Origin of the sequence: Tenacibaculum sp. SSH1-16, from assembly GCF_040104435.1 — a bacterium.
In the GTDB taxonomy this organism is placed as follows: domain Bacteria; phylum Bacteroidota; class Bacteroidia; order Flavobacteriales; family Flavobacteriaceae; genus Polaribacter; species Polaribacter mesophilus.
This window is the reverse complement of record NZ_JBECOV010000005.1, coordinates 41,157-65,566: the sequence shown is the minus strand read 5'-3', so window position 1 is coordinate 65,566 and position 24,410 is coordinate 41,157. Positions and strand designations below refer to the sequence as shown.

The 24,410-nt window shown below is 31.5% G+C and carries 22 protein-coding genes and 2 tRNA genes; 21 read left to right on the top strand and 3 right to left on the bottom strand.

What is annotated here, in order from left to right; translation table 11 throughout:
• Window positions 1-41: 41 nt before the first annotated feature.
• From ABMY20_RS08520 to ABMY20_RS08505, 4 genes are all read left to right on the top strand, one after another.
• Window positions 42-587: a DUF1599 domain-containing protein gene (locus tag ABMY20_RS08520; RefSeq protein WP_349265086.1), complete on the top strand. Its 546-nt coding sequence runs from the start codon at window positions 42-44 to the stop codon at window positions 585-587.
• Window positions 588-603: 16 nt separating this feature from the next.
• Entirely contained in the window at window positions 604-1,575 is a 972-nt protein-coding gene (locus tag ABMY20_RS08515; RefSeq protein ID WP_253057100.1) for a BT_3928 family protein, read from the top strand.
• Window positions 1,576-1,723: 148 nt separating this feature from the next.
• Window positions 1,724-2,116 (top strand): fluoride efflux transporter CrcB, encoded by a 393-nt coding sequence (gene crcB / locus ABMY20_RS08510; protein WP_047790268.1) that lies wholly within the window; start codon window positions 1,724-1,726, stop codon window positions 2,114-2,116.
• Between the two features lie 54 nt (window positions 2,117-2,170).
• Window positions 2,171-2,875 carry a crotonase/enoyl-CoA hydratase family protein gene (locus ABMY20_RS08505; protein ID WP_073184674.1) on the top strand — a complete coding sequence of 235 codons (705 nt, stop codon included), beginning with the start codon at window positions 2,171-2,173 and terminating at the stop codon, window positions 2,873-2,875.
• 26 nt (window positions 2,876-2,901) lie between these two features.
• Here the strand turns inward: ABMY20_RS08505 and ABMY20_RS08500 are convergent, their stop codons facing one another.
• Window positions 2,902-3,513: a DUF1684 domain-containing protein gene (locus tag ABMY20_RS08500; RefSeq protein ID WP_349265085.1), complete on the bottom strand. Its 612-nt coding sequence runs from the start codon at window positions 3,511-3,513 to the stop codon at window positions 2,902-2,904.
• A gap of 366 nt (window positions 3,514-3,879) precedes the next feature.
• Between ABMY20_RS08500 and ABMY20_RS08495 the strand changes: the two genes are divergently transcribed.
• The 13 genes from ABMY20_RS08495 (at window position 3,880) to ABMY20_RS08435 (ending at window position 16,510) form a co-directional block, all read left to right on the top strand.
• Window positions 3,880-4,110 (top strand): hypothetical protein, encoded by a 231-nt coding sequence (locus ABMY20_RS08495; protein WP_047790221.1) that lies wholly within the window; start codon window positions 3,880-3,882, stop codon window positions 4,108-4,110.
• Window positions 4,111-4,257: 147 nt separating this feature from the next.
• A tRNA-Pro gene (locus ABMY20_RS08490) sits at window positions 4,258-4,332 on the top strand.
• 175 nt (window positions 4,333-4,507) lie between these two features.
• Window positions 4,508-4,581, top strand: a tRNA-Thr gene (locus ABMY20_RS08485).
• A gap of 98 nt (window positions 4,582-4,679) precedes the next feature.
• On the top strand, window positions 4,680-5,285 hold the full coding sequence (gene udk, locus ABMY20_RS08480; protein WP_047790269.1) for a uridine kinase: 606 nt from the start codon (window positions 4,680-4,682) through the stop codon (window positions 5,283-5,285).
• Between the two features lies 1 nt (window position 5,286).
• Entirely contained in the window at window positions 5,287-5,604 is a 318-nt protein-coding gene (locus tag ABMY20_RS08475) for a septum formation initiator family protein (RefSeq protein ID WP_121148165.1), read from the top strand.
• The gene (locus tag ABMY20_RS08470; protein WP_349265084.1) at window positions 5,604-6,950 is read left to right on the top strand and encodes a methylmalonyl-CoA mutase subunit beta; all 1,347 of its coding nucleotides are present in this window, start codon (window positions 5,604-5,606) and stop codon (window positions 6,948-6,950) included. The genes ABMY20_RS08475 and ABMY20_RS08470 overlap by 1 nt, the downstream gene beginning before the upstream one ends.
• Complete coding sequence (locus ABMY20_RS08465) at window positions 6,943-7,590, top strand: hypothetical protein (protein WP_349265083.1); 648 nt, start codon at window positions 6,943-6,945, stop codon at window positions 7,588-7,590. The genes ABMY20_RS08470 and ABMY20_RS08465 overlap by 8 nt, the downstream gene beginning before the upstream one ends.
• Window positions 7,583-9,646, top strand: coding sequence for a methylmalonyl-CoA mutase (gene scpA, locus ABMY20_RS08460; protein ID WP_349265082.1), 2,064 nt, complete (start codon window positions 7,583-7,585; stop codon window positions 9,644-9,646). The genes ABMY20_RS08465 and scpA overlap by 8 nt, the downstream gene beginning before the upstream one ends.
• Before the next feature lie 10 nt (window positions 9,647-9,656).
• Window positions 9,657-10,880: an IPT/TIG domain-containing protein gene (locus ABMY20_RS08455; RefSeq protein ID WP_253680825.1), complete on the top strand. Its 1,224-nt coding sequence runs from the start codon at window positions 9,657-9,659 to the stop codon at window positions 10,878-10,880.
• A complete protein-coding gene (locus ABMY20_RS08450; RefSeq protein ID WP_253680826.1) occupies window positions 10,877-11,755 on the top strand; it encodes a phosphatidylserine decarboxylase in 879 nt (292 codons plus the stop codon). The genes ABMY20_RS08455 and ABMY20_RS08450 overlap by 4 nt, the downstream gene beginning before the upstream one ends.
• A 105-nt stretch (window positions 11,756-11,860) precedes the next feature.
• Complete coding sequence (ccsA, locus tag ABMY20_RS08445) at window positions 11,861-15,007, top strand: cytochrome c biogenesis protein CcsA (protein WP_281980528.1); 3,147 nt, start codon at window positions 11,861-11,863, stop codon at window positions 15,005-15,007.
• 61 nt (window positions 15,008-15,068) lie between these two features.
• Entirely contained in the window at window positions 15,069-15,584 is a 516-nt protein-coding gene (locus ABMY20_RS08440; protein ID WP_349265081.1) for a DUF2892 domain-containing protein, read from the top strand.
• A 74-nt stretch (window positions 15,585-15,658) separates the two neighbouring features.
• Complete coding sequence (locus ABMY20_RS08435) at window positions 15,659-16,510, top strand: N-acetylglucosamine kinase (RefSeq protein WP_159615364.1); 852 nt, start codon at window positions 15,659-15,661, stop codon at window positions 16,508-16,510.
• Here the strand turns inward: ABMY20_RS08435 and murF are convergent.
• Window positions 16,507-17,760 carry a UDP-N-acetylmuramoyl-tripeptide--D-alanyl-D-alanine ligase gene (gene murF / locus ABMY20_RS08430; protein WP_349265080.1) on the bottom strand — a complete coding sequence of 418 codons (1,254 nt, stop codon included), beginning with the start codon at window positions 17,758-17,760 and terminating at the stop codon, window positions 16,507-16,509. The two genes, ABMY20_RS08435 and murF, sit on opposite strands and share 4 nt — an antisense overlap.
• Window positions 17,761-17,823: 63 nt before the next feature.
• Window positions 17,824-19,524 (bottom strand): gliding motility lipoprotein GldJ, encoded by a 1,701-nt coding sequence (gene gldJ, locus ABMY20_RS08425; protein WP_047790231.1) that lies wholly within the window; start codon window positions 19,522-19,524, stop codon window positions 17,824-17,826.
• Between the two features lie 375 nt (window positions 19,525-19,899).
• Between gldJ and porV the strand changes: the two genes are divergently transcribed.
• From porV to guaA, 4 genes are all read left to right on the top strand, one after another.
• Entirely contained in the window at window positions 19,900-20,994 is a 1,095-nt protein-coding gene (gene porV / locus ABMY20_RS08420; protein WP_073184702.1) for a type IX secretion system outer membrane channel protein PorV, read from the top strand.
• A gap of 81 nt (window positions 20,995-21,075) precedes the next feature.
• On the top strand, window positions 21,076-21,558 hold the full coding sequence (gene cdd, locus ABMY20_RS08415; RefSeq protein WP_047790233.1) for a cytidine deaminase: 483 nt from the start codon (window positions 21,076-21,078) through the stop codon (window positions 21,556-21,558).
• 175 nt (window positions 21,559-21,733) lie between these two features.
• On the top strand, window positions 21,734-22,798 hold the full coding sequence (locus tag ABMY20_RS08410; protein WP_159615358.1) for a 3-oxoacyl-ACP synthase III family protein: 1,065 nt from the start codon (window positions 21,734-21,736) through the stop codon (window positions 22,796-22,798).
• 71 nt (window positions 22,799-22,869) lie between these two features.
• Window positions 22,870-24,405, top strand: coding sequence for a glutamine-hydrolyzing GMP synthase (gene guaA / locus ABMY20_RS08405; RefSeq protein ID WP_047790235.1), 1,536 nt, complete (start codon window positions 22,870-22,872; stop codon window positions 24,403-24,405).
• Window positions 24,406-24,410: the final 5 nt, after the last annotated feature.

Genomic DNA, 24,410 nt, shown 5'->3' with positions numbered 1-24,410 from the left:
AATATTTACTATTTTTGGTCGAATACTTTTAAACAGGAAAGATGCAAGATACCTCAAAACAGTATGATGCTGTAGTTGAAGAATGTAAAAGTTTATTTATAAAAAAAATGAGCGATTATGGTAGTGCTTGGAGGATTTTAAGACTTCCATCATTAACCGATCAAATATTTATCAAAGCTCAACGTATACGCCAATTACAAGAAAATACTGAGCGAAAAGTTGATGAAGGAGAAAAATCAGAATTTATAGGCATTATCAATTATTCGGTAATGGCATTAATTCAAATTGAGTTAGGTATTGTTGAGCAACCTGATTTAACTACCGAAGAGGCTACTACTTTATACGATAAACACATAAAAAACACCAAAGAGTTAATGGAAAACAAAAACCATGATTATGGTGAAGCTTGGAGAGACATGAGAGTTTCTTCGTTAACCGATTTAATTCTGCAAAAACTACTTCGTGTAAAACAAATTGAAAACAATCAAGGCAAAACTTTAGTTTCTGAAGGAATTGATGCTAATTATCAAGATATGATTAATTATGCTATTTTTGCCATGATTCACCTTTCTGAATCAGATAATTAACCTAAAAAACACCCCTATGATTTTAAAAATGCTAACTCATATTTCAAGAGTACTTGTAGGACTTCTTTTTATTTACTCTGGATTTGTAAAATTGATAGATCCAATCGGATCTCAATATAAATTTGAAGAATATTTTGGCGCCGATGTATTAAATTTAGAATTCTTAATTCCTTTCGCTTTACCTTTTTCAATTCTTTTAATTGTTACCGAATTGGTTTTAGGTATTATGCTTTTAGTAGGTTACAAACCTAAACTTACTGTTTGGAGCTTATTTGGTTTAAACCTAGTTTTCTTATTTTTAACTTGGTACTCTTATACCTACAACAAAGTTACAGATTGTGGATGTTTTGGTGACGCTTTAAAACTTACACCTAAAGAAACATTTTACAAGAATGTTGTTTTTATGATTTTTATTGTGATTCTTATTATTGGAGTTAAACACATTAAACCTTTAGTTTCAAATAAATTTGCTTCTTTAACAACCTTTAGCTCTGTTTTTCTATCATTAATTATAACTTATTATGTTTTACAACATTTACCAATTATTGATTTTAGAGCTTATTCTATAGGTACAGATATTGCCAAAGGAATGGAATACCCAGAAGATAGCGACGAACTTCCTCCTATACATGATTTCATGATAGAGACAGACGAAGGAGATAAGTTAGAAGAAATGCTTGCAAAAGAAAAAGCAATGCTTGTTATTATGTCTAATTTAAAGAAAACAGAAAAAGAAGGTATCGCTGATGTTTCTAAGATTGCAAAACAAGCTAGCGAACAAGGTTATGAAGTTTATGTATTAACCGCTTCTTACATTGAAGATTTAGCTGCTACCCAAAAAGAATATGGCCTTCCTTACACCTTTGGTTTTTGTGATGAAACTGCTCTAAAAACCGTAATCAGAGCTAACCCTGGTATTGTTACTGTAAAAAAGGGAATCATTTCAGGAAAATGGAATTGGACAGATGCTGACGATGTAGAACTATAAACCGCTATAACATATATATAAAGAAAACCTCACAAATTTGTGAGGTTTTCTTATTTTCGCAATGACATGAAAAGCTCCTGTAGAGATTCTTACAACATCTCATTCAATAAAAGAGCAAAATTTGGCTATTAACCCAGAAGTATTTTTTGTGAAACAGTTATTATTAGTTTTTATAGGTGGTGGAGCAGGAAGCGTTTTACGATATATTATCGGAAAAGCTCTAAACAGCTCTCAAACAGGAATTCCGTACGGAACTTTTGTTGCTAACATTCTTGGTAGTTTACTTATTGGAATTATTTTAGGACTTGCTACTAAAAACGAAACCATAACACAAAACCACACTTTATTATTAGCTACTGGTTTCTGTGGTGGATTTACAACTTTTTCAACCTTTGCCTATGAAAATCATATCTTTCTAAAATCTGGAGATTTCGCCTCTTTTGCGCTATATACTGTTACTAGCTTTATCATCGGATTTTTAGCTGTTTTCGCAGGAATTTACTTAGTAAATTATTTTTGGACGAATTCACAAACTATTTAAACTACACTTTACCCTAAAAACAAATCTCACTTTGTGAGTAAATTTATATAACAAATGAGTGAACTTATACAATACAAATCAGAAGAAAACTATGTAATCATCACTATTACTAACGGAAAAGCTAATGCTATTTCTCATGAAGTGATTGATGCTTTAAACACCTCTTTTGACAAAGCTGAAAAAGAAGAAAAACCAGTAATACTAACAGGACAACCAGGAATATTCTCTGCTGGTTACGACTTAAAAAGCATGACTCAATCTCCTGAATCAGCTTTAGAATTAGTTACCAAAGGCTCTAATTTATCGCATAGAATGTTGTCTTTTCCTTACCCTATAATTGCAGCTTGTTCTGGACATGCAGTAGCTAAAGGAGCTTTTTTACTCCTATCTGTTGATTACAGACTGGGAATTGAAGGTGATTTTAAAATTGGATTAAACGAAGTTTTAATCGGTATGACCATGCACAATGCCGGTATTGAAATAGCTAAAGCACGTTTAACCCCTGTTTATTTTGAAAGAAGTGTTAGTTGCTCTGAAATTTACAATCCACAAGATGCTATTACCGCTGGTTTTTTAGATAAAATTGTTCCTCAAGAACATCTATTACCTACTGCAATCAAAGTAGCTTCAATGTTTTCTAAACTAAACAAGAAAGCTCATAAAGAAACTAAACTCAAGGTAAGAAAACCATATTTGGATTCGTTAATAAAAGCAATTAAACAAGACAGTGAAGAAGGTTTAACACCTCCTTCAAAATAAAAGAGTCCTGCAATTGCAGGACTCTTTTATTTTGGTTTTTTATATGCCATTACCCCTGCTTTAATTTCTGTATTTATGTAATTATCACTTGGCGTAATTGGACAAGAATACCTATCACTGTAAGCGCAGTAAGGATTGTAAGCTTTATTAAAATCTACCTCTATAGTTCCATCTTCCTGTATATCGGTCGTATAAATATCTATAAAACGACCACCTTTATACGATGTTTTTCCATTTGTTTTATCTAAAAAAGGTAAAAACAAATGATTTGCATACTCAGGAGTAGGATTTACATCTTGATAAATAGTAAGTTTAAAGTCTTCTCCATCAATAGAAAAAGATAAAACTCCATATTTTCTATACATTACCAACCTGTTTGTTGTTGTAGGAAAATTAGTAATAGGAGTATTAAACGTCTTTTCTAAGTTAGCTTTTACAGTGTACTTTTTATCAATAGGGAAAAAATCTAAGCCTTTAAATTTCTTTAACCCTTTTTTTGTAAGCGGAGATCTTGAAGCATCTTTAAACTTAGCATTCATTTCCTTTTGAAAATTAGAATCTCCTAAAACACTTCTTTTTCCTTGACTGTTACAAGAAAATATTAAAACAACAAAAATTAAGAATAATAACTTTCTCATGTTCCTACTTTAACGTCTATATAAACGCAAAAGTACTGCATAATAACTAAAAACTCTCTCATTCCTTAAAAATTCACTAAATTAACCAGCTAAAACTGTTAATTTTCTATTAATAATTTGAAATAGCAAAATAAAATCGTTACTTTTATATTTATAGATAATACTTATAACTGATAATACGATAATGCTAGAAAATATTTTAGTCTTATAAGAAAAACTTATTAACTAATAAACCAAATTGATAAGCTTATTTGTTTAGAAACAGAAAGTTTCCCATATATTTGTCGCCCCAGTTATTTTTAGGCACATATCTTTTTTATCAGACAAAACCTAATAAAGAAATTTTAAATTAAATTGGTAAATTTTATGAATTCAGAATTAATCAATAAGGCGGAAGAATTTGAAAACAGAAAATTCAAGTTTATTACTACTAGTGATAGAATACTAGCCGCTAGAGAAGCAAAAGCTCTTATACTAGAGATTAATGAGGTATATAAACAAACAAAAGACAGCGCATTAATGGATTTAATGAAACGGTTAACAGCTGTAAAACAACGCATTGAAAAACGTTTAAAAGGAAAACCTTTAACAGCTTAAACAATAAATAATGTTTAAGCTCGTTTACAGTATACACAATAGGAATAGTAGTTTCATCAACTACCACTCTCATTATAATATTTATTCTTGATAAAGTTCTAAGTAAAATTACTTAGAACTTTTCTTTTTTAAATATATTTGTAACATCGGGATGTAGCTTAGTCCGGTTAAAGTGCTGGTCTGGGGGACCAGAGATCGGTGGTTCGAATCCACTCATCCCGACTTCTTTTATTTTTTTTCAAAAAAATTCTACCTCTCTAAATAATCAAAACAAACTAAAATTCAACAACTTAAAAAACTTCTAAAATCATTACAAAAAACACCTTTTAAAAAAAATAAAAAAAAGTTTTTTCAGTTTCAAAAAACATTATATATTTGCCACGCTTTTGAGGCAAACGCCGATGTAGCTCAGCTGGCTAGAGCAGCTGATTTGTAATCAGCAGGTCGTGGGTTCGAGTCCCTCCATCGGCTCAAAACTAAAAGCGCTAACAAAAAGTTAGCGCTTTTTTTATGCGCTTATTTTGCTAAATTTGTCATAACTCTATTTTTACAAAAACTTAATGAAAAATATATTTGTTATTGGTATTGCTGGAGGTACAGGAAGTGGAAAAACCACGGTAGTAAACCAAATTATTAACGAACTTCCTGCAGATGAAGTTTGCGTTATTTCACAGGACTCTTACTACAAACAAACAGATAACCTAACTTACGAAGAACGTACTAAGATAAACTTTGATCACCCTAGAGCTATCGATTTTGATTTAATGGTAGATCACCTATCTGAATTAAAAAACGGATGCATTATTGAACAACCGGTATATTCATTCGTTGCCCACAACAGAACCAAAGACACTATAAAAACACACCCCAGAAAAGTTATTATAATTGAAGGTATTTTGATTTTTAATAGCAAAGAACTTCGTAACTTGTGTGATATAAAAGTTTTTGTTCATGCCGATGCTGACGAACGCTTAATTAGACGTGTAAGAAGAGACATTAAAGAACGAGGTAGAGATGTTGATGAAGTTTTAAACCGCTATCAAAGTACTTTAAAACCTATGCATCAGCAATTTATTGAACCTACAAAAAATTACGCCGATATTATTATACCTAACGATAGATATAATACTGTAGCTATAGACATTGTAAGAACTGTAATTAACGACCGTTTATAACATGAGTTTTAAATCAATAAAAAACAAACCTTCCTTTAAAATAGCCACTAATATTTATGTGATTATACTCACTGTTTTTGTGGTTTGGATGCTTTTTTTTGATGAAAATTCTTACCTTACCCATAGAGAGTTTAATAAAGAGATTAATGAATTAAAGAGCTGGATTGATTATCATGAAAAAAAAATCAAGAAAGACAAAAAAACCATTCAACAACTACAAGACTCTCTTCAACTAGAACGCTATGCTAGAGAAAAGTACTTAATGAAGAAAGAAGATGAAGATATTTATATTATTGAATTTGATACCATAAAAAAGTAATGAGTAACTATTTATTTGACGAATTTCAAGGTGTTACCCCTGCAGAATGGAAACAAAAAATACAAGTAGACCTTAAAGGTGCCGATTATAACGATACACTTTTATGGAAAACCGAAGAAGGTATTACTGTAAAGCCTTTTTACACTAAAGAAGACAGAACCAATATTAAGATTAACACCCCTAATAAAGGTTTTGCCATTTGTCAATCTATTAACATTGAAAACGAAGAAGAAGCAAATGCATTTGCTATCGACTCAATTAAAAGAGGAGCAAACGCCATACAATTCAACGCAAGAAAAGAATTTGACTACAACATTTTATTAAAAGGAATTGACACTCAAAAAACCTTACTTTACTTTACTTTTAATTTTTTATCATCACAATTTGTAAAAAAACTAGCTGATTTCACAAACTCGGACAAGTGTTACTTCAATATAGATATTATAGGAAACTTAGCTAGCTCAGGAAACTGGTACTCTAATATTAAAAGCGATCATACACAATTAGAAGAAATAGCAAAAGCTACTCAAAATGCTATTTGCGTTAATGCTTCCATTTATCAAAATGCAGGAGCAACCATAGTTCAACAATTAGCATATGCACTTGCACACGCAAACGAATACTTGAATCATTTTGGAAGCTCAATTGCAAACAATATTCACTTTAATTTTTCTGTAGGAAGTAATTACTTTTTTGAAATTGCCAAACTAAGAGCTTTTAGGATTTTATGGGATTCTTTATTAAACGAATACAACACCAAAGCTACTGCTCATATTTTTACACAACCAAGTTCACGTAACAAAACTATATACGACTACAATGTAAACATGCTACGCACTACCTCTGAGTGTATGAGTGCTATTTTAGGAGGAACCAACACTGTAGCTAATAGTTCCTATGATAAAATTTTCCACCACTCAAATGAATTTGGGGAACGCATTTCTAGAAACCAGCTACTAATTTTACAGCAAGAAAGTGAGCTAGCAGAAGCTCAAAATATTGCTGACGGTGCATACTACATTGAAACAATTACTCAACAACTTGCCCAAAAAGCACTAGAAGTTTTTAAATTAATAGAAAAAGGCGGTGGTTTCTTAAAACAACTAAAAGAAGGAGTTATCCAACGAAAAATAAAAGAATCTGCAGATAAAGAACAACAATTATTTGACTCAGGAGAATTAGTGTTACTTGGAACAAACAAAATTCAAAACGAAAACGACAAGATGAAAAACGACTTAGAAGTTTCTCCTTTCTTGAAAATTCGTAACGAAAAAACACTAATTCAACCTATTATTCAAAAACGATTAGCTGAAAAGCTAGAACAAGAACGTTTAGAAAATGAGTAGAAAACTAGTTTACATATCCGTTTTCATTACATTACTTTCCGAAACACTAGCCTTAAATGCTCAAAACTTGAGTAACATTCCAAAAACTGAGCTTATTAAATTGATGGTTGACTCATTCGAGAATCAAATTTGCAATTACTATTCAATCAACAAAGAAAATTCTAGTGAAGCTTTTTTTAAGTATGTAAATGATTTTAATTCTAACAAAATTAACATAAACGACTTAACTTCTAAAGAAGAGCTAGAACTTTTAAAGATTTCTAATGAAACTTTAAAAAAATATATCTGGGTAACTGATAAAGAAAAATTTGAACGATTTATAAAAAACACTGAAGAAAAAGAACAAATTCAGATAACCGAAATTAAAGACGAGAGAGGTAACTCAGAACCTCTATACACTAACAAGTTAGGAGTGAATTATTTTGATGAATATTCAGGTAAACTACTTAAAGAAACAAAAGTTAACGATTTAAAGGAGGTGCTAACAACCTTAAGAGATATGCCTGACACATCTCCTCAGTCAAGTGCTTTTGCTTTTACATACATAAATAAAGAAAACTACAAAGATCCTTCTTTGAAAACCTTTATTGCATTCGAACTGTATTATACCGTTTTAAACACCTTGAACAAAAATGAGTAGAAAAGATATATCAAACATACAAATAGATAAAAGCCAAGAACAGCAAAACAAAAACTTTAAACACGAAGATTTTGTTGCAGGTATTGCACCTAACTTACGTGGACCTTACTCTACCATGTATGTTCGTAGACCTTGGACAATTCGTCAATATGCAGGTTTTTCTACAGCTGAAGAAAGCAATGCTTTTTACCGTAGAAATTTAGCTGCTGGTCAAAAAGGATTATCAGTTGCTTTCGATTTAGCTACACACCGTGGTTACGACTCAGACCACGAACGTGTACAAGGTGATGTTGGAAAAGCTGGTGTTGCTATAGATTCTGTGGAAGACATGAAAGTTTTGTTCGACCAGATACCATTAGATAAAATGTCCGTTTCCATGACTATGAATGGTGCCGTTTTACCAATTTTGGCTTTTTATATTGTAGCAGCTGAAGAACAAGGTGTAGCTCCTGAATTATTATCAGGAACTATTCAAAACGATATTTTAAAAGAGTTTATGGTGCGTAATACTTACATTTACCCACCTACTCCATCAATGAAAATTATTGCTGATATTTTTAGATATACTTCTGAAAATATGCCTAGATTTAATTCAATCTCTATTTCAGGGTACCATATGCAAGAAGCTGGTGCTACTGCAGAAATTGAATTGGCTTATACTTTAGCTGACGGATTGGAATACATTAAAAAAGGGTTAGAAGCAGGAATGGACATTGACACCTTCGCTCCTCGCTTATCTTTCTTCTGGGCTATTGGAATGAATCATTTTATGGAAATTGCCAAAATGCGTGCAGGAAGAATGCTATGGGCAAAACTAGTAAAACAATTCAACCCAAAAAATCCAAAATCATTAGCATTAAGAACTCACTGTCAAACCAGTGGGTGGAGTTTAACTGAGCAAGATCCTTTTAACAACGTGGCTCGTACTGCAATTGAAGCTATGGCTGCTGCTTTTGGAGGAACACAAAGTTTACATACCAACGCTTTAGATGAAGCAATTGCTTTACCTACCGATTTTTCAGCACGCATTGCTCGTAACACACAAATATACTTACAACAAGAAACCCATATTACAAAAACAGTTGATCCTTGGGCAGGTAGTTATCATGTAGAAAAACTTACTGAAGAAATTGCTAATAAAGCATGGGAGCTAATTCAAGAAGTTGAAGAATTAGGAGGAATGACCAAAGCTATTGAAAAGGGGATTCCTAAAATGCGTATTGAAGAAGCGGCTGCTAAAAAGCAAGCCAAAATTGATAGTGGTCAAGATGTAATTGTTGGCGTAAACAAATACCAATTAAAACAAGAAGACCCTCTACATATTTTAGAAGTTGACAACGAAGCTGTTCGTCAATCTCAAATCGACAGATTAAACGACTTAAAATCGAAAAGGAATCAAGCTGAAGTAGATAAAACTTTACATGATTTAACTCAATCTGCTAAAACAGGTGAAGGAAATTTATTAGATTTAGCGGTAAAAGCTGCAAGAAACAGAGCTACTTTAGGTGAAATTTCTGACGCTCTTGAAACTATTTTTGGACGTCATAAAGCAGTACATAAAACCATATCTGGCGTGTATAGTAAAGAAATAAAAGACGACGAGTTATTTAAAAAAGCTACCGAATTAGCTGATAAGTTTTCAGAATTAGAAGGACGACGTCCTCGAATTATGATTGCTAAATTAGGACAAGACGGTCACGATCGTGGTGCTAAAGTAGTTGCTACTGGTTATGCTGATTTAGGTTTTGATGTAGATATAGGTCCATTATTCCAAACACCACAAGAAGCCACCAAACAAGCTATAGAAAATGATGTACATATTTTAGGTATTTCATCATTGGCTGCAGGACATAAAACGTTAGTTCCGCAAGTTATTGCTGAACTTAAAAAATATGACCGTGAAGATATTATGGTTATTGTTGGGGGTGTAATTCCAGCACAAGATTACCAATTCTTATTTGACGCTGGTGCTGTAGGTGTTTTTGGCCCTGGAACTAAAATTGCGCAAGCTGCCATTGATATGTTAACTATTTTAATTGATAGTATCGAAGAATAAAATAAACTTAATGAAAAAACAAATCTTTTTAACACTAAGCTTAATAGTCTTTATCTTTTCCTGTAGTCAAAATGAAACTGAAGTACCTCACCCAACAGTTTCATCATATACTCCTAAAAATGGATATATTGGTGACACAATTACTATTCTGGGAAAAAACTTTCCTTCAAATATAAAAGTAACTTTACTTGACATTGAAACTAAGCTAATTCAAAAATCAACTACTGAAATAAAAGCTATTGTACATGAAAAAGTAACGAAAGGGAACAATTCTATCAAATTAGTTTACAACAACGAAGCTCCTGTAGAAATTGGTTCTTTCAATGCTATCATAGACGATTATGAATACTTAATATATGATAACTGGAACGCCAAACTATTTAAAATAGGTAATAACACTGGTACTATTAACTTTATTAATCAACTACCTATACCTACCCCCACACAAAATAGCATGTATGGTTTTCTAAAAAGAAATGACTTAATTTACTTAATTGATTTCTCAAACAATCCTGAACACAGCCTCTTAACCTATAATTTAAATACAAAAACATCAAGTTTTACTCCTTTAGCTTTACCACCATCTATTACAGGAGGAATAACAGCTATTAATTGGAATATCACAAATAATACTTTAATTGGTCTAGTTAGTGAAAATATACACAACACTAACGCTGCCAAACACCACTTAATAGAAATAAACCCTATTAATGGCCAAATAAAAGACTTAAACATATCTTTTAATCATTCCTTTATTTCTTCCCATATAGTAAAAAACAATTACCTTTTCTTATTCTCTTCTACTTCTCCTTATGATTTATCTAAAATAGACTTAACTAATTATTCAATAGAAAAATTATCTACCAATAATGAAGAATTTTCCATCACTAAACCAAGTTTAAACTCTTCCAGTGAAATAATTTGTTTAAAAGATTATGGAAACTCTTTAGGGCAACTAGTCAAATTTAATGAGGAAACAGTTAAGATCACACAATTATCTGAAAGTAAGCTTTACTACTCTAATCGCTTAGGATATGGTTTTTTTGACAAAAAAAATGATGAATATATTGGAGTTTACAAAGATTTCTCAATAGAGAATAGTTCAGGGAATCAACCAACTTATAATAGCTTGTACAAATTCAACACACCCTCTTATCAAGAAGAAAAAATACTTTTTAGACCTTTAAAAACTAGTTTTACTTCTCCAACAATTATTGACATAATAGAGTTATGAAAATAAAATTTATTGATAGAAAAACAGGTAAAATAATTACCGAAACCCCTCCTGGAGAAGGGTATTTAAAATTACTTTACAACAATCCGTTTGGAAAAATGGCTTTATTACCATTAGTTAAACGTAAATTTTTGTCATCGTGGTATGGTAAGCTCATGAACAAACCTAATTCTATTAACAAAATAAACAGTTTTGTTAGAGAACTTCAAATCGACATGAGTGAAGCCGAAAGACCATCTGAAGACTACATTTCTTTCAATGACTTTTTCTATCGAAAATTAAAACCTGGTGCACGCCCTATTGAGGAAGGCTTTATTTCTCCTGGTGACGGAAAAATGTTAGCATTTAAAAGCATTTCTGATATTCATAACTTCTTTATCAAAGGAAGAAAATTTACCTTAGAGGAATTTCTAGGCAATAAAGAGCTAGCCACAAAACATAAAAACGATTCTTTAATTATTTTACGACTCGCTCCAAATGATTACCACAGGTATCATTTTCCATACAACGGAACTCCTTCCGAAGTAACCAAAATTAAAGGACGCTACTTCTCAGTTTCTCCGCACGCTTTGGCTGCTAACTTCACTAGAGTATTCTGCGAAAACAAAAGAGAGTACTGTACTTTGGCAACACAAGACAAAGGAGATATTATAATTGCTCCCGTTGGAGCGACCATGGTTGGAAGTATTATTGAAACCTACAAACCTAATTCCGAAATAAAAAAAGGCGATGAAATGGGATATTTTGCTTTTGGCGGTTCAACTATTGTGTTATTAGTTAATAGTTCCAAAATAACTATTGATGAAGATATTTTAACCAACACCAAAAACAAGATGGAAACCTTTGTTAAAATGGGAGAAAAGATAGGTATTTAATTATGCTAATTTTAACAATTCTTTTCTCAAAATAACACTCATTCTTTCAAAAAAGCGAGCTTTAATCCGTAAATTTGCAACGTTTTATACTTAGCAGATTTACTGATGAAAAAAATCTTAGATATTCTCTACTCTACCCGTTTAATGGCTGTATTATTTTTTGTTTTTGCCATTGCCATGGGAATTGCCACTTTTATTGAAAACGATTACGGAACCCAAACCTCTAAAGCATTAGTGTACAATACTTGGTGGTTTGAGTTGATTATGGTGTTCTTTGTTATCAATTTTTTTGGAAATATTTTTAAGTACAGATTATACAAAAAAGAAAAATGGTCTGTGTTATTATTTCATATATCATTTCTATTAATCTTAATAGGCGCCGGTATTACTCGTTATATTAGTTATGAAGGTTTAATGGTTATTGATGAAGGAGAAACAACCAATCAATTTTATTCTGAGCACACCTACTTAAATGTCATTATTGACAATGGTGAATTTCAAAAAACTACTGCAAACAAATTACTTTTATCTGCTTGGGGTAAAAACTCTGCAAGTTTTGAAGAAAACTTTCAACCTAAAAAGGCAGGAAAAAATCATACGGTTTCTTTTAATTTAGTTGACTATATTCCTTGGTCTGAAACAAAAATGGTTTTAGACGAAAACGGAACAGAACATTTATTTTTTGTAGAAAGTTCTGATGGAAGCAGACACGAGCATTACATTAAGAGAGGAACTATTGAAAATATTCATAATATTTTAGTAGGCTTTGAAGCTCCTAATAAAGAGGCTGCTTCAATTAACTTCTTTTATGAAGACGGTAGCTTAAAAATGATTTCTAAAAATAATGGAGATTGGTTTAGAATGGCTGATCAAAAGAAAGGTTTAATAGTTAAAGATAGTGCTCAACATTTTCAATTATTAACACTTCACAACGTAAATGGATTACAATTTGTAGTCCCTAAGTCTCCAGAAAAAGGAGAGATTAAAACAGTTAGGGGTAAAAAAGATGATAAAAAATATGACACCGTAATTTTTGATATAACTACAAATGGAGAAACTGAACGTGTTGAGTTTTATGGAGGCAAGTTTAATGTAGACAACCAACAACAATTTAGTATTGGAAATTTAAATTTTAGAGCTTGGTATGGATCTAAATTGTTACAAACCCCTTTTAGCGTAAAATTAAATGATTTTCAATTAGAAAAATATCCAGGATCAGAAAGTGCCGCAGCTTATGCTAGTGAAGTTACTGTAATTGCTCCTAACGAAACATTCGATTATAGAATATTTATGAACCATATTTTAGATTACGGAGGATATAAATTTTTCCAATCAAGTTATAAAATTGACGGTGAACACGAGCAAACACATTTATCTGTAAATCACGATTTTTGGGGTACTTGGGTCACTTACATTGGTTATTTCTTATTGTTCTTTGGTTTAACTGCTTCTTTATTTGTTAAAAATACTCGTTTTTACGACTTAAAACAATCATTAGTTAAAATACGAAACAAGAAAACCAAGCTATCTCTAATTGCTTTATTTATTTCTTTAGCTAGTTATACGCAACATAAACAACATGAACCAAAACAAGTTTCTGAAGCCCAAATTGATTCTATTTTAATCGCAAATAAAGTAGATAATAAACATGCTGATTTATTTAGTTCTTTAGTTATTCAAGATGCTGGTGGACGTATGAAGCCTGCCCACACCTTTGCTTCAGAATTAGTTAGAAAAGTAGCCCATGTAGATAAATTTAAAGACATGGATCCTAGCCAGATTTTACTTTCAATTACAGAAAGTCCGATGCTTTGGTTAAACGTTCCCTTTGTGTATCTGGAAAAAGGAAACACACAAATTAGAGAAATTTTAGGGCTTTCTGAAGATACTGAATATGCTCGTTTTATTGATTTTTACAACCCTGATGGCTCTTCAAAAATTAGCAAACTTGTTGTTGAAGCTGAGAAGAAAAGGATTCAAAATAAATTTGAACAAGATGCTATTAAGATTGAAAGAAGAGTTTGGTTGTTATCGCAAGCTTTAGGAGGTGGTATATTACGTATTTATCCAATTCCTAACGACGAAAATAACAAATGGGTTTCGCAGCCCGAAACACTACAGGCAAATTTTAAAGGAACAGATTCTGTTTTTGTTCGTCAGTCATTACCCGTATATTTACAGTTATTACAAGCATCAAAAAAATCGGGAGATTATACTGAAACCAATAAGGTTTTAAATGGAATTAAGAAATTCCAACAAAAATTTGGTTCAGAAGTTATTCCTTCTAAAGACAAAATCGATTTAGAAATAGCTTACAATAAGTTAAATATTTTTGTAAAACTTTCTAAATATTACGGATACGTAAGTTTACTTTTAATTGTTTTTGTTTTCTTACAAATTTTTAATAACAAACCATGGGTTAACTATATAGTTAAGATACTTATAGGAATTGTTATTTTCCTTTTCGTTTTTCATGTATTAGGATTAACAGCTAGATGGTATATTAGTGGCAATGCCCCTTGGAGTAATGCTTATGAGTCCATTATTTTTGTAGGTTTAGCAACTATGTTATTTGGGTTAATTCTAGGAAAAAAATCTTCATTAACCATAGCTGCTACAACATTTTTAGTCTCGATTATTTTAGCTTTTGCTCACCAAAATTGGTTAGACCCTGAGATTGCTAACTTACAACCAGTATTAAACTCTTGGTGGCTATATGTACACGTTTCTATAATTGTTGCTGCTTACGGACCTTTCTTCTTAGGAATGATTCTTGGTGTATTTGCTTTGTTTTTAATCGTTTTCACCAACAAGAAGAACAAAAAGAAAATGGATTTACACATTAAAGAATTAACTATTATAAACGAAATGGCATTAACTGTTGGTTTAGTAATGTTTACGATTGGTAACTTTTTAGGTGGAATGTGGGCAAATGAAAGCTGGGGACGTTATTGGGGATGGGACCCTAAAGAGACTTGGGCTTTAGTTTCTATTATGATATATTCTTTTGTATTACATATGCGTTTAATACCAGGTTTACGAGGAAGATACACTTTCAATTTAGTTTCTATTTTAGCCATCTCATCAATTATGATGACTTACATGGGGGTTAATTTTTACTTATCTGGCCTACATTCTTATGCAAGTGGTGATAAAGTAGTTACGCCAGCATCAGTTTATTATTCTTTAGCTTTTGTTGCTGTTTTAGGAACTCTTGCTTGGATAAAAAACAAAAAGTATTACAAAAAATAAGTTGATAGGTTTTCTGTTAAAAAAATGTATTTTTGCAAACCGATAAAAAGAAGAGACAATTATGTTCGATAAAAATATAAAATTAGTTTTAGCTACCTTAATTACTATATGGTCTGTATATGAGTTCATACAAGGGCACATTATGAACGGTATATCAATACTATTACTTGCTGGACTATTTATTTTATTTTATTTTAAAAACGAGTTTATTCTTTTAGCTTTCTTACAACTACGTAAACAAAATTTTGCTGGAGCTCAAAAATGGTTAGGGTATATTAAAAACCCATCTACTGCATTAACAAAAAAGCAAGAAGGGTATTATAATTACCTACATGGTATTATGCTATCTCAAACTAACATTACTCAAGCCGAAAAGTTTTTAAAGAAAGCTGTTAAGTTAGGTCTAGCTATGGATCATGACTTAGCCATGGCTAAATTACAATTAGCAGGAATAGCAATGACTAAACGTAGAAAAAGAGAAGCTACAAACTTAATGGCAGAAGCTAAAAAGCTAGATAAACATGGCATGTTTAAAGAGCAAATGCAAATGATGAAACAGCAAATGAAGAAGATTTAATGCTTCTTCTTATTTTTTCATATTTCTCTTAAACTCTTTTAATTATATATTTAGCTTAAAAAAGAAAATAAGAAATGGTTTTAATTGCCGATGGTGGTTCTACTAAAGCTGATTGGATAGCTCTCGATGATACTAAAAAAGAAGTTTTTAGAACAACTACTCTAGGTCTAAACCCGTCTGTTTTAACAAAAGATGAAATGCTTAGCACAATAAATAGTGCTAACAACTTATTAAAAATACAAAACGACACTTTACAAGTCCACTTTTATGGAGCTGGTTGTGGAAGTCCTAAAGCTGCTAAAAGTTTACAAAATGTTCTAAAATCTATCTTTAAAAAAGCAACTGTATTTGTTTCTGAAGATACCTTAGCCGCTGTTTATGCTAGTACTGGTAAAAACCCTGGTATTGTGTGTATCTTAGGAACAGGTTCTAACAGCTGTTATTATGATGGAAAAGACATGATTACTACAGCTCCATCACTTGGCTACACTATTATGGATGAAGCTAGCGGGAATTATTTTGGCAAAAAATTATTACGTGATTTTTATTATAATAAAATGCCAAAAAAAATAGCTTCAGCATTTAAAACTTCTTTTGAACTTGATACTGATACCGTAAAAATAAACCTATATAAAAAACCATATCCAAATATGTATTTAGCTTCTTTTGCTAAATTTATGCTGGAGTATAGAGATGAAAAATACGTCAGAAAAATGATAAAAAAAGGAGTTCAAGAGTTTTTCAAGTATCGTATTCTTCCTTTTGAAAAAAATAGTCAAACACCAATTTATTTTATCGGATCAATTGCTTATTACTTTCAGGATATATTAGACAATGTCGCCTCTAAAAATAATTTATCTATTACTAATGTAATTCAACGTCCTATTGATAATTTGGTTAACTTTCACCGAAATAATTCTTTTTAAAAAAGCGCTACAACTCTTTCTAAAGCCATACCTCTAGAGCCTTTTACTAAAATTGTGCTACTCTCAATTTGGTTGTTCTTTATATATTCTTCAAACTCATAAAACCCATTAAACCTTTTATACTTAGTCGTGGTTTTATAAAAATTCTCACCTATAAGGAAAGCTTCGTCTAAGTTTAATTCTTTTATAAAATTTACAATACTCTGGTGTTCGTTTGAACTATATTTTCCAAGTTCAAACATATCTCCTAAAATTATTGTTTTATTATTAGCTTGCAGCTTACTAAAACTCTCTAAGGCTGCTTTCATACTTGTAGGGTTAGCATTGTAAGCATCTAGAATTATTCTATTAGTTTTTGTATTTATTACCTGAGACCTATTGTTAGAAGGGACGTAACTTTCAATTGCCTCTTTTATTAATTCTGTTGTTACATTAAAGTAATTACCAATAGTTATCGCCGCTGATATGTTAGCAAAGTTATAGGCTCCTATTAAATTACTTAATATCTCTGTATTATTATACGACAACTTTACAAATGGATTAGCCTCTAAAAACTTTATGCTTTCATCAAAGGTAATACTCTCTATATCTTTTGTTTTAGCTATCTGCTTTTCATCATTGGGATTAACAAAAACTTTTTTGTTTTTGGCTCTCAAATAATCATATAATTCTGATTTAGCCTTTACCACACCTTCTAAAGAACCAAAACCTTCTAAATGTGCGCTTCCAAAATTTGTTATATACCCATAATCAGGGTTTGCTATTTCTGATAAAAACTCAATTTCTTTAGCATGATTTGCTCCCATTTCTACAATGCCAACTTCTGTATTCTTATTCATTGACAATAAAGTTAATGGTACACCAATATGATTATTAAGATTTCCTAAAGTTGCTGTAGTTTTATATTTTTTTGATAAAACTGAATTTATCAATTCTTTTGTTGTTGTTTTCCCATTACTTCCTGTTAATGCGATTACAGGAATTCCTAATTGATTTCTATGATGATTTGCAAGTTTTTGTAGAGTTTCCAAAACATTATCAACCAAAATTAATTTTTCTGAAGTTTTATAATCAGCTTCATCAATTATTGCGTAACTAGCTCCATTAGTTATTGCCTCTTCGGCAAACATATTTCCATTAAAATTCTCTCCTTTTAATGCAAAAAAAAGTGTGTTTTTTCTAATAGTTCTAGTATCTGTATCTACTAAACCATGTGTGATATATAAACTGTATAACTCTTCTATCTTCATAAAGTAAAAATAAAAAACCTCATTGAAATTCAATGAGGTTTTGTTGTATAAAATACTATTTTATTATCTAGCTCTATCTGGTGTAGCTGTTTTTCTTTTATTTAGCACCATTGGTCCCATTTTATCTGTAGCACATCTAAACCCTATGTAGTTTGTTGCCATATATTCTGGGAAATATCTTCTTTGAGCTGGATCTAACCAGTACTCTCTGTCAGCCCAAGAACCACCTTTATATACTCTAGACTTATCACTAATTAATGTAGTTCTTCTCTTATCATCATATTTATAATTATTAACCACATTACCTAATGTGTCAATTTCAGCTTCTGGCTTTTGAGGAGAGTTATACATTCTTTTTGTACGATCTAATTGATCTTTATCTAATCCATAGAACTTAGAAGAAGCCTGATCTCCATCACCTAAACTAGAATTGTTAGCTAAGTTATAATTTCTTCTCATGTAAGTATCTTCTTTAGTAATAGGAATATACTTAACACTTCCCGGTAAATCTTTAGGAACAATTCTACCGTTTTCTAAAGTATCATACTCTACTTCACCATCACCCACAATAACAACTTTACCCTCTTCATTGATTAATTTTTTAGTAAAAATGTTACCTCTAAAATAATTAAAGTCATTTGCTTCAGAATCGATAATTGGTCTATACACATCTTCTACCCATTCAGAAACATTACCAGACATATCATATAGTCCAAAAGCATTAGGAGGGTAACTTCTTACTGCATTAGGAATATCTGATCCATCACTACTCCATCCAGCAATACCACTATAATCTCCTTTTCCTTGCTTAAAGTTAGCTAATTGATCTCCTCTTCTTCTCTTATCTCTGTCACGAGTATACTTTCCACTCCAAGCATATTTTTTTCTTCCTCTAATATTATTATATTCACGGTTTTCAAAAATAGCTTTTGCAGCATATTCCCATTCTACCTCAGTAGGCAGTCTGAATTTTTGAGATAAAATACCATCTGAAGATGTAACCTGTCTACCTGTGAAGGTTCCTTTTTCTGGTTTTGGTTCTCCTTTTACCTTTGGAACTGGTATACCCTTTTTATAAATTGTAGAGTCTCCGTCGAATATCGCGTAAGGATCTGTTAAATAAGTATCGGTATCAAAATTATTTTCTCCTTTAAAGCTTATAGAATCTTCTTTAAAAATGTTTTTTATAACACCTTTATCCATTAAAATTTTCAAGTTAACAGCATTGGTACGCCACTTACAATATTTATTTGCTTGAATCCAACTAACACCTACAACTGGATATTCAGCATAAGAAGGGTGTCTTAAATAACTCTCTGATAAAAGATTCGTATTCCCTAAACCTTTCCTCCATACCAAAGTATCTGGTAATACCGAAGGGTAAATGTTTTTAAACTGTGGATCTTCTGGAGGAAAAACATCTTTAGTATACTGCATAAATAACCCATATTCTGCATTCGTTACCTCTGTTTCATCCATATAAAAAGTACGAACATGCATTTTTTGTGGAGTTGTATTCCAATCAAACATAACATCATCTTGTACTAATCCCATGGTGAAAGTACCTCCTTCTATGTGAACCATCCCTGGAGGTACATTTTTTCCTTCTTTATACTCTCCCTTTAAATATCCTCCATAGTTTGGGTCATTAAAGTTCCAACCAGTTAATGAAGATTTACTCGACCCACCTCCATTACTTTTACAAGAAGTAATTAATAAACTAGTGATCGCCAATAAACTAAATAATTTCAACGTACTTTTCATGTATTTTTAACTGTTTTTTAAGGGTGTCGCAATTTACAATATTTCTAATTTCTTACAACTAATTTATTTATAAATTCACATTTAGTAACCTTATCTATGCTAGATTACAAACGACAGTTTTTATACTTTAGTATTACGAATCTAAGAAAAAGATTAAAAAACAGACCATTAAAGTTTATTATTTTTTAACAGCGTAAAAATATTTTTTTCATTATTACGTATACAATATATAATATTGTTTAAGCAAACTCGTTTAGTTAGTTAACTAATAAATAAACCATTAAGTTTTATTTATACGAAATCTAAAAAAAGTTACTAGTTATAAACTCCCTCAAGAAAAATTATATATTTGCTAAACAATTAATCAAATTTTACATGAAAAAATTATCTATCGTATTATTTTTTGTGTGCTTTACCCTTCAAAATAAAGCGCAAGCCCAAACATCAATAAACACAACGGCAATGCCTTTCTTATTGATTACACCTGATGCTCGTGCTGGTGGTATGGGAGATATTGGAGTAGCTACCTCTTCAGATGCTTATTCAATTTTTCATAACCCTGCAAAAACTGCATTTAATCAAAACAAAATTAGCATAGGACTCAATTACACGCCTTGGCTTAGAAACTTAACTGACGATATTTTTGTTGGTGGAGGCTCTTACGTTAATAGGTACAGTGAAAAATCTGCTTGGGGTGTTGACTTAAAATACTTTTCTCTTGGAGAAGTTAATTTAACAGATACTAATGGCGGTTCTAATGGAATTGAAAACCCTAATGAATTAGCTATTACTGGTATTTATTCATTAAAGTTGAGTGAAAATTTTTCTATGGGTATAGGTTTAAAGTATATTCATTCTAATTATAAAATCAGAAGTAATGACTCCAACTTAGATGCAGTTAATTCTTTTGCAGTTGATGTTTCTGGTTATTATCAATCTAAGGAAAAAAACTTTGGAAGCTTTAATGGTCGTTACCGATTAGGTTTTAATATCGCTAATATTGGCCCAAAAGTAGAATATAGTCCTGGTGTTCCTAACTTCATCCCAACCAATGCAAAAATTGGTGGTGGTTTTGATTTCATTTTTGATGACAAAAACATTTTGGGACTTAACTTGGAACTTACAAAATTACTTGTTCCTTCAAGTCCTAACTCAGAGAGAAGTTGGTTTGAAGGAATGTTTACATCTTTAGGAGATAGAAGTTTTAGTGAAGAATTGCAAGAAACTACATGGGCTTTAGGTGCAGAATATCTGTATAACAATGCCTTTGCTCTTAGAGCTGGTTATTTTCATGAGAGTGAAGAAAAAGGACAACGTCAATACTTTACCTTAGGTACAGGATTTACTGCTAGAGCTTTTACTTTAGATTTATCTTATTTAATAAATACTGCAGCTGTTAACAACCCGTTAGAAAATACATTACGGTTTTCTTTATCTTTTGATTTAGGAGAACTATATGAAGTATATTAAAAAGTGGTATTTTTTTTATAAATTCGTATCAGAATACAAAAGCAGTCTTACCGACTGCTTTTTTTGACTAATTTATTTACGATGAAGAAAATTGACGTAACTACTAAAGCAACTGTATTTGATAATATATCACAATTATCAACTGAAGATGCTTTTTTAATTCAAAAAGCTATCGAGGCAAGACAAAAAGCTTACGCTCCTTACTCTAAATTTAATGTTGGAGCTGCTGTATTACTAGACAATGGTCAAGTTGTTTTAGGAAACAATCAAGAAAGCGCTGCTTATCCTTCAGGTATGTGCGCAGAACGAGTAGCTATTTGGAAAGCGGGCTCTGAATACCCTAACATGAAAGTACTAAAAATAGCCATTACTGCTGCTTCTGAAAACTCTACGGTAGATAAACCTGTTGGTCCTTGTGGAGCTTGTCGTCAAACATTATCAGAATATGAAATCAACCAAAAACAACCAATTGAAATACTATTTACAGGAGAAGTTGGACAAATAGTAAAAACGGAATCGTTACTTTCATTATTACCTTTTTCATTTGATAGCTCATATTTGTAACAACCACCGAGTATCAAAATCACAAAAAAAAGCACCTCTGATTTTAAAAAAAACAATTTAACTTATTTTTTTTAAAAACATAACAAATATTTGAAATTGAATGTAAATAAAACGGTTATCATCAATAAAAATATTTTATTTGTAATTACCAACCCTAAAAAAATCATTTATTTCAATGAAGAAATCAGTAATTACAGGAACAGGTTCATTTATCCCATCTATCAAAAAGGAAAATGCTAACTTTAATAATCATTCATTTTTAAATGCCGATGGAACATCTTTTGACAACCCTAACCCTATAATTATTGAAAAATTCAAATCCATTACTGGCATTGAAGAACGTCGTTACGCTAAAGATGAATATAAAGCTTCAGATTTAGGTTTTTTTGCTGCGCAAAAAGCTATTAAAGATGCTAAAATTAATCAAGAAGAATTAGATTATATTATTTTTGCTCATAATTTTGGTGATGTTAAAAAGAATGCCATTCAAAGTGACATTCTTCCAAGTTTAGCTACTCGTGTAAAACATTTGTTACAAATAAAAAAACCTAACTGTGTTGCCTACGATATTTTATTTGGTTGTCCTGGTTGGGTTGAAGGTGTCATTCAAGCACAAGCGTTTATAAAAGCAGGAATTGCTACAAAATGTTTAGTTATTGGTGGTGAGACTTTATCAAGGGTTGTTGACATGAATGACCGTGACTCTATGATTTATAGTGATGGTGCTGGTGCCTGTATCATAGAAGCTACTGATAAAAATGATAGTGGAATTTTAAGCCATGCTTCACAAACCTTTACTAAAGATGAAGCCTACTTTTTATTTTTTGGAAATTCAAACGATAAAAACAAAGACAAAGACGTACGCTACATTAAGATGCATGGACGAAAAATTTATGAATTTGCCTTAACCAATGTTCCAAAAGCTATGCAAACTGCTTTAGATAAAAGTGGTGTAGCTATTGATGATGTAAAAAAAATATTCATCCATCAGGCCAATGAAAAAATGGATGAAGCTATTATTAAACGTTTTTATCGTTTGTACAAAAAACCAATTCCTGAAGGTGTGATGCCAATGAGCATTCATAAATTAGGAAATAGTTCAGTAGCAACCGTACCTACCCTACTCGATTTAGTTTTAAAAGGAAATATTGAAAACCAAGAAGTAAAAAAAGGAGATGTTATTATTTTAGCATCAGTAGGTGCTGGTATGAATATTAATGCTATAGTTTACAAGATTTAATAGTTTAAAAAACTCTTTAATTTCTTACTAAATATTCTCGCAAATATAAAATCTAAGTACTATTTTTGCGCATGCAACAACACAACGTACTTATATTAGATTTCGGATCGCAATACACACAGTTAATTGCGCGCCGTGTAAGAGAATTAAATATTTATTGTGAAATTCACCCTTACAACAAAATACCACAAAATTTAAACGATTTTAAAGCTGTAATCCTTTCAGGAAGCCCATCTTCAGTTCGTTCAGAAGAGGCTCCTCATCCAGATTTGTCTGAAATCAGAGGTAAGAAACCATTATTAGCAGTGTGCTATGGCGCACAATATTTAGCTCATTTTTCTGGTGGTTTAGTAGCTCCTTCTAATACTCGTGAGTATGGTAGAGCTAACTTATCTTTTATTGAAGAAGGAGAAGAATTCTTTAAAGATATTTCTGAAGGAAGTCAAGTTTGGATGAGTCATTCAGACACAATTAAAGAGTTACCTACTGGAGGAACATTATTAGCAAGTACTCATGATGTACAAAATGCAGCATACAAAATTGATGGAGAGACTACTTATGCTATCCAATTTCATCCAGAAGTATATCATTCTACAGATGGTAAACAATTATTACAAAACTTTTTAGTTAATATAGCTGGGGTAGCTCAAACATGGACACCAGATTCTTTTGTTGACGAAACTGTAGCTGAATTAAAAGCTAAGATTGGTAATGACAAAGTTGTTTTAGGTTTATCTGGAGGAGTAGATTCTACCGTAGCTGCAGTTTTATTACACAAAGCAATTGGAAGTAATTTGCACTGTATTTTCGTAAACAACGGATTGTTACGTAAAAATGAGTTCACCGACGTATTAAAACAATACGAAGGTATGGGATTAAACGTTAAAGGGGTCGATGCTTCGGCACGTTTTTTGGACGAACTAGCTGGATTAAGTGACCCAGAAGCAAAACGTAAAGCTATTGGTAAGGTTTTTATTGATGTTTTTGATGATGAAGCACACCAAATAGAAGATGCCAAATGGTTAGCACAGGGAACAATTTATCCCGATGTAATTGAGTCAGTTTCAGTTAATGGAGGTCCTTCAGCTACTATTAAAAGTCATCATAATGTAGGTGGTTTACCTGATTTCATGAAATTGAAAGTTGTTGAGCCTTTACGTATGATTTTTAAAGATGAAGTACGTAGGGTTGGTGCTTCTATGGGAATTGATAAAGAATTATTAGGTCGTCACCCTTTTCCTGGGCCTGGTTTAGCTATTAGAATCTTAGGAGATATTACAGCTGAAAAGGTTCGTATTTTACAAGAAGTAGATGCTGTATTCATCAACGGATTAAAAGAAAGTGGGTTGTATGATAAAGTATGGCAAGCTGGTGCTATTTTATTACCCATAAATTCTGTTGGGGTTATGGGAGATGAAAGAACCTACGAAAAAGTGGTAGCTTTACGAGCTGTAGAAAGCACTGATGGTATGACTGCTGACTGGGTAAATTTACCCTATGAGTTTTTACAAAAAACATCAAATAAAATAATTAATAATGTAAAAGGTGTAAACAGAGTTGTATATGACATTAGCTCTAAACCACCAGCAACAATTGAGTGGGAATAAAAATC

What these genes read in the sequence shown, in the direction of transcription:
- ABMY20_RS08520 (WP_349265086.1), top strand. Translation starts at nt 42, where the DNA reads ATGCAAGATACCTCAAAACAGTATGATGCTGTAGTTGAAGAATGTAAA.
- ABMY20_RS08515 (WP_253057100.1), top strand. Translation starts at nt 604, where the DNA reads ATGATTTTAAAAATGCTAACTCATATTTCAAGAGTACTTGTAGGACTT.
- ABMY20_RS08505 (WP_073184674.1), top strand. Translation starts at nt 2,171, where the DNA reads ATGAGTGAACTTATACAATACAAATCAGAAGAAAACTATGTAATCATC.
- ABMY20_RS08500 (WP_349265085.1), bottom strand. Translation starts at nt 3,513, where the DNA reads ATGAGAAAGTTATTATTCTTAATTTTTGTTGTTTTAATATTTTCTTGT.
- ABMY20_RS08495 (WP_047790221.1), top strand. Translation starts at nt 3,880, where the DNA reads ATGAATTCAGAATTAATCAATAAGGCGGAAGAATTTGAAAACAGAAAA.
- ABMY20_RS08475 (WP_121148165.1), top strand. Translation starts at nt 5,287, where the DNA reads ATGAGTTTTAAATCAATAAAAAACAAACCTTCCTTTAAAATAGCCACT.
- ABMY20_RS08470 (WP_349265084.1), top strand. Translation starts at nt 5,604, where the DNA reads ATGAGTAACTATTTATTTGACGAATTTCAAGGTGTTACCCCTGCAGAA.
- ABMY20_RS08465 (WP_349265083.1), top strand. Translation starts at nt 6,943, where the DNA reads ATGAGTAGAAAACTAGTTTACATATCCGTTTTCATTACATTACTTTCC.
- scpA (WP_349265082.1), top strand. Translation starts at nt 7,583, where the DNA reads ATGAGTAGAAAAGATATATCAAACATACAAATAGATAAAAGCCAAGAA.
- ABMY20_RS08455 (WP_253680825.1), top strand. Translation starts at nt 9,657, where the DNA reads ATGAAAAAACAAATCTTTTTAACACTAAGCTTAATAGTCTTTATCTTT.
- ABMY20_RS08450 (WP_253680826.1), top strand. Translation starts at nt 10,877, where the DNA reads ATGAAAATAAAATTTATTGATAGAAAAACAGGTAAAATAATTACCGAA.
- ccsA (WP_281980528.1), top strand. Translation starts at nt 11,861, where the DNA reads ATGAAAAAAATCTTAGATATTCTCTACTCTACCCGTTTAATGGCTGTA.
- ABMY20_RS08440 (WP_349265081.1), top strand. Translation starts at nt 15,069, where the DNA reads ATGTTCGATAAAAATATAAAATTAGTTTTAGCTACCTTAATTACTATA.
- ABMY20_RS08435 (WP_159615364.1), top strand. Translation starts at nt 15,659, where the DNA reads ATGGTTTTAATTGCCGATGGTGGTTCTACTAAAGCTGATTGGATAGCT.
- murF (WP_349265080.1), bottom strand. Translation starts at nt 17,760, where the DNA reads ATGAAGATAGAAGAGTTATACAGTTTATATATCACACATGGTTTAGTA.
- gldJ (WP_047790231.1), bottom strand. Translation starts at nt 19,524, where the DNA reads ATGAAAAGTACGTTGAAATTATTTAGTTTATTGGCGATCACTAGTTTA.
- porV (WP_073184702.1), top strand. Translation starts at nt 19,900, where the DNA reads ATGAAAAAATTATCTATCGTATTATTTTTTGTGTGCTTTACCCTTCAA.
- cdd (WP_047790233.1), top strand. Translation starts at nt 21,076, where the DNA reads ATGAAGAAAATTGACGTAACTACTAAAGCAACTGTATTTGATAATATA.
- ABMY20_RS08410 (WP_159615358.1), top strand. Translation starts at nt 21,734, where the DNA reads ATGAAGAAATCAGTAATTACAGGAACAGGTTCATTTATCCCATCTATC.
- guaA (WP_047790235.1), top strand. Translation starts at nt 22,870, where the DNA reads ATGCAACAACACAACGTACTTATATTAGATTTCGGATCGCAATACACA.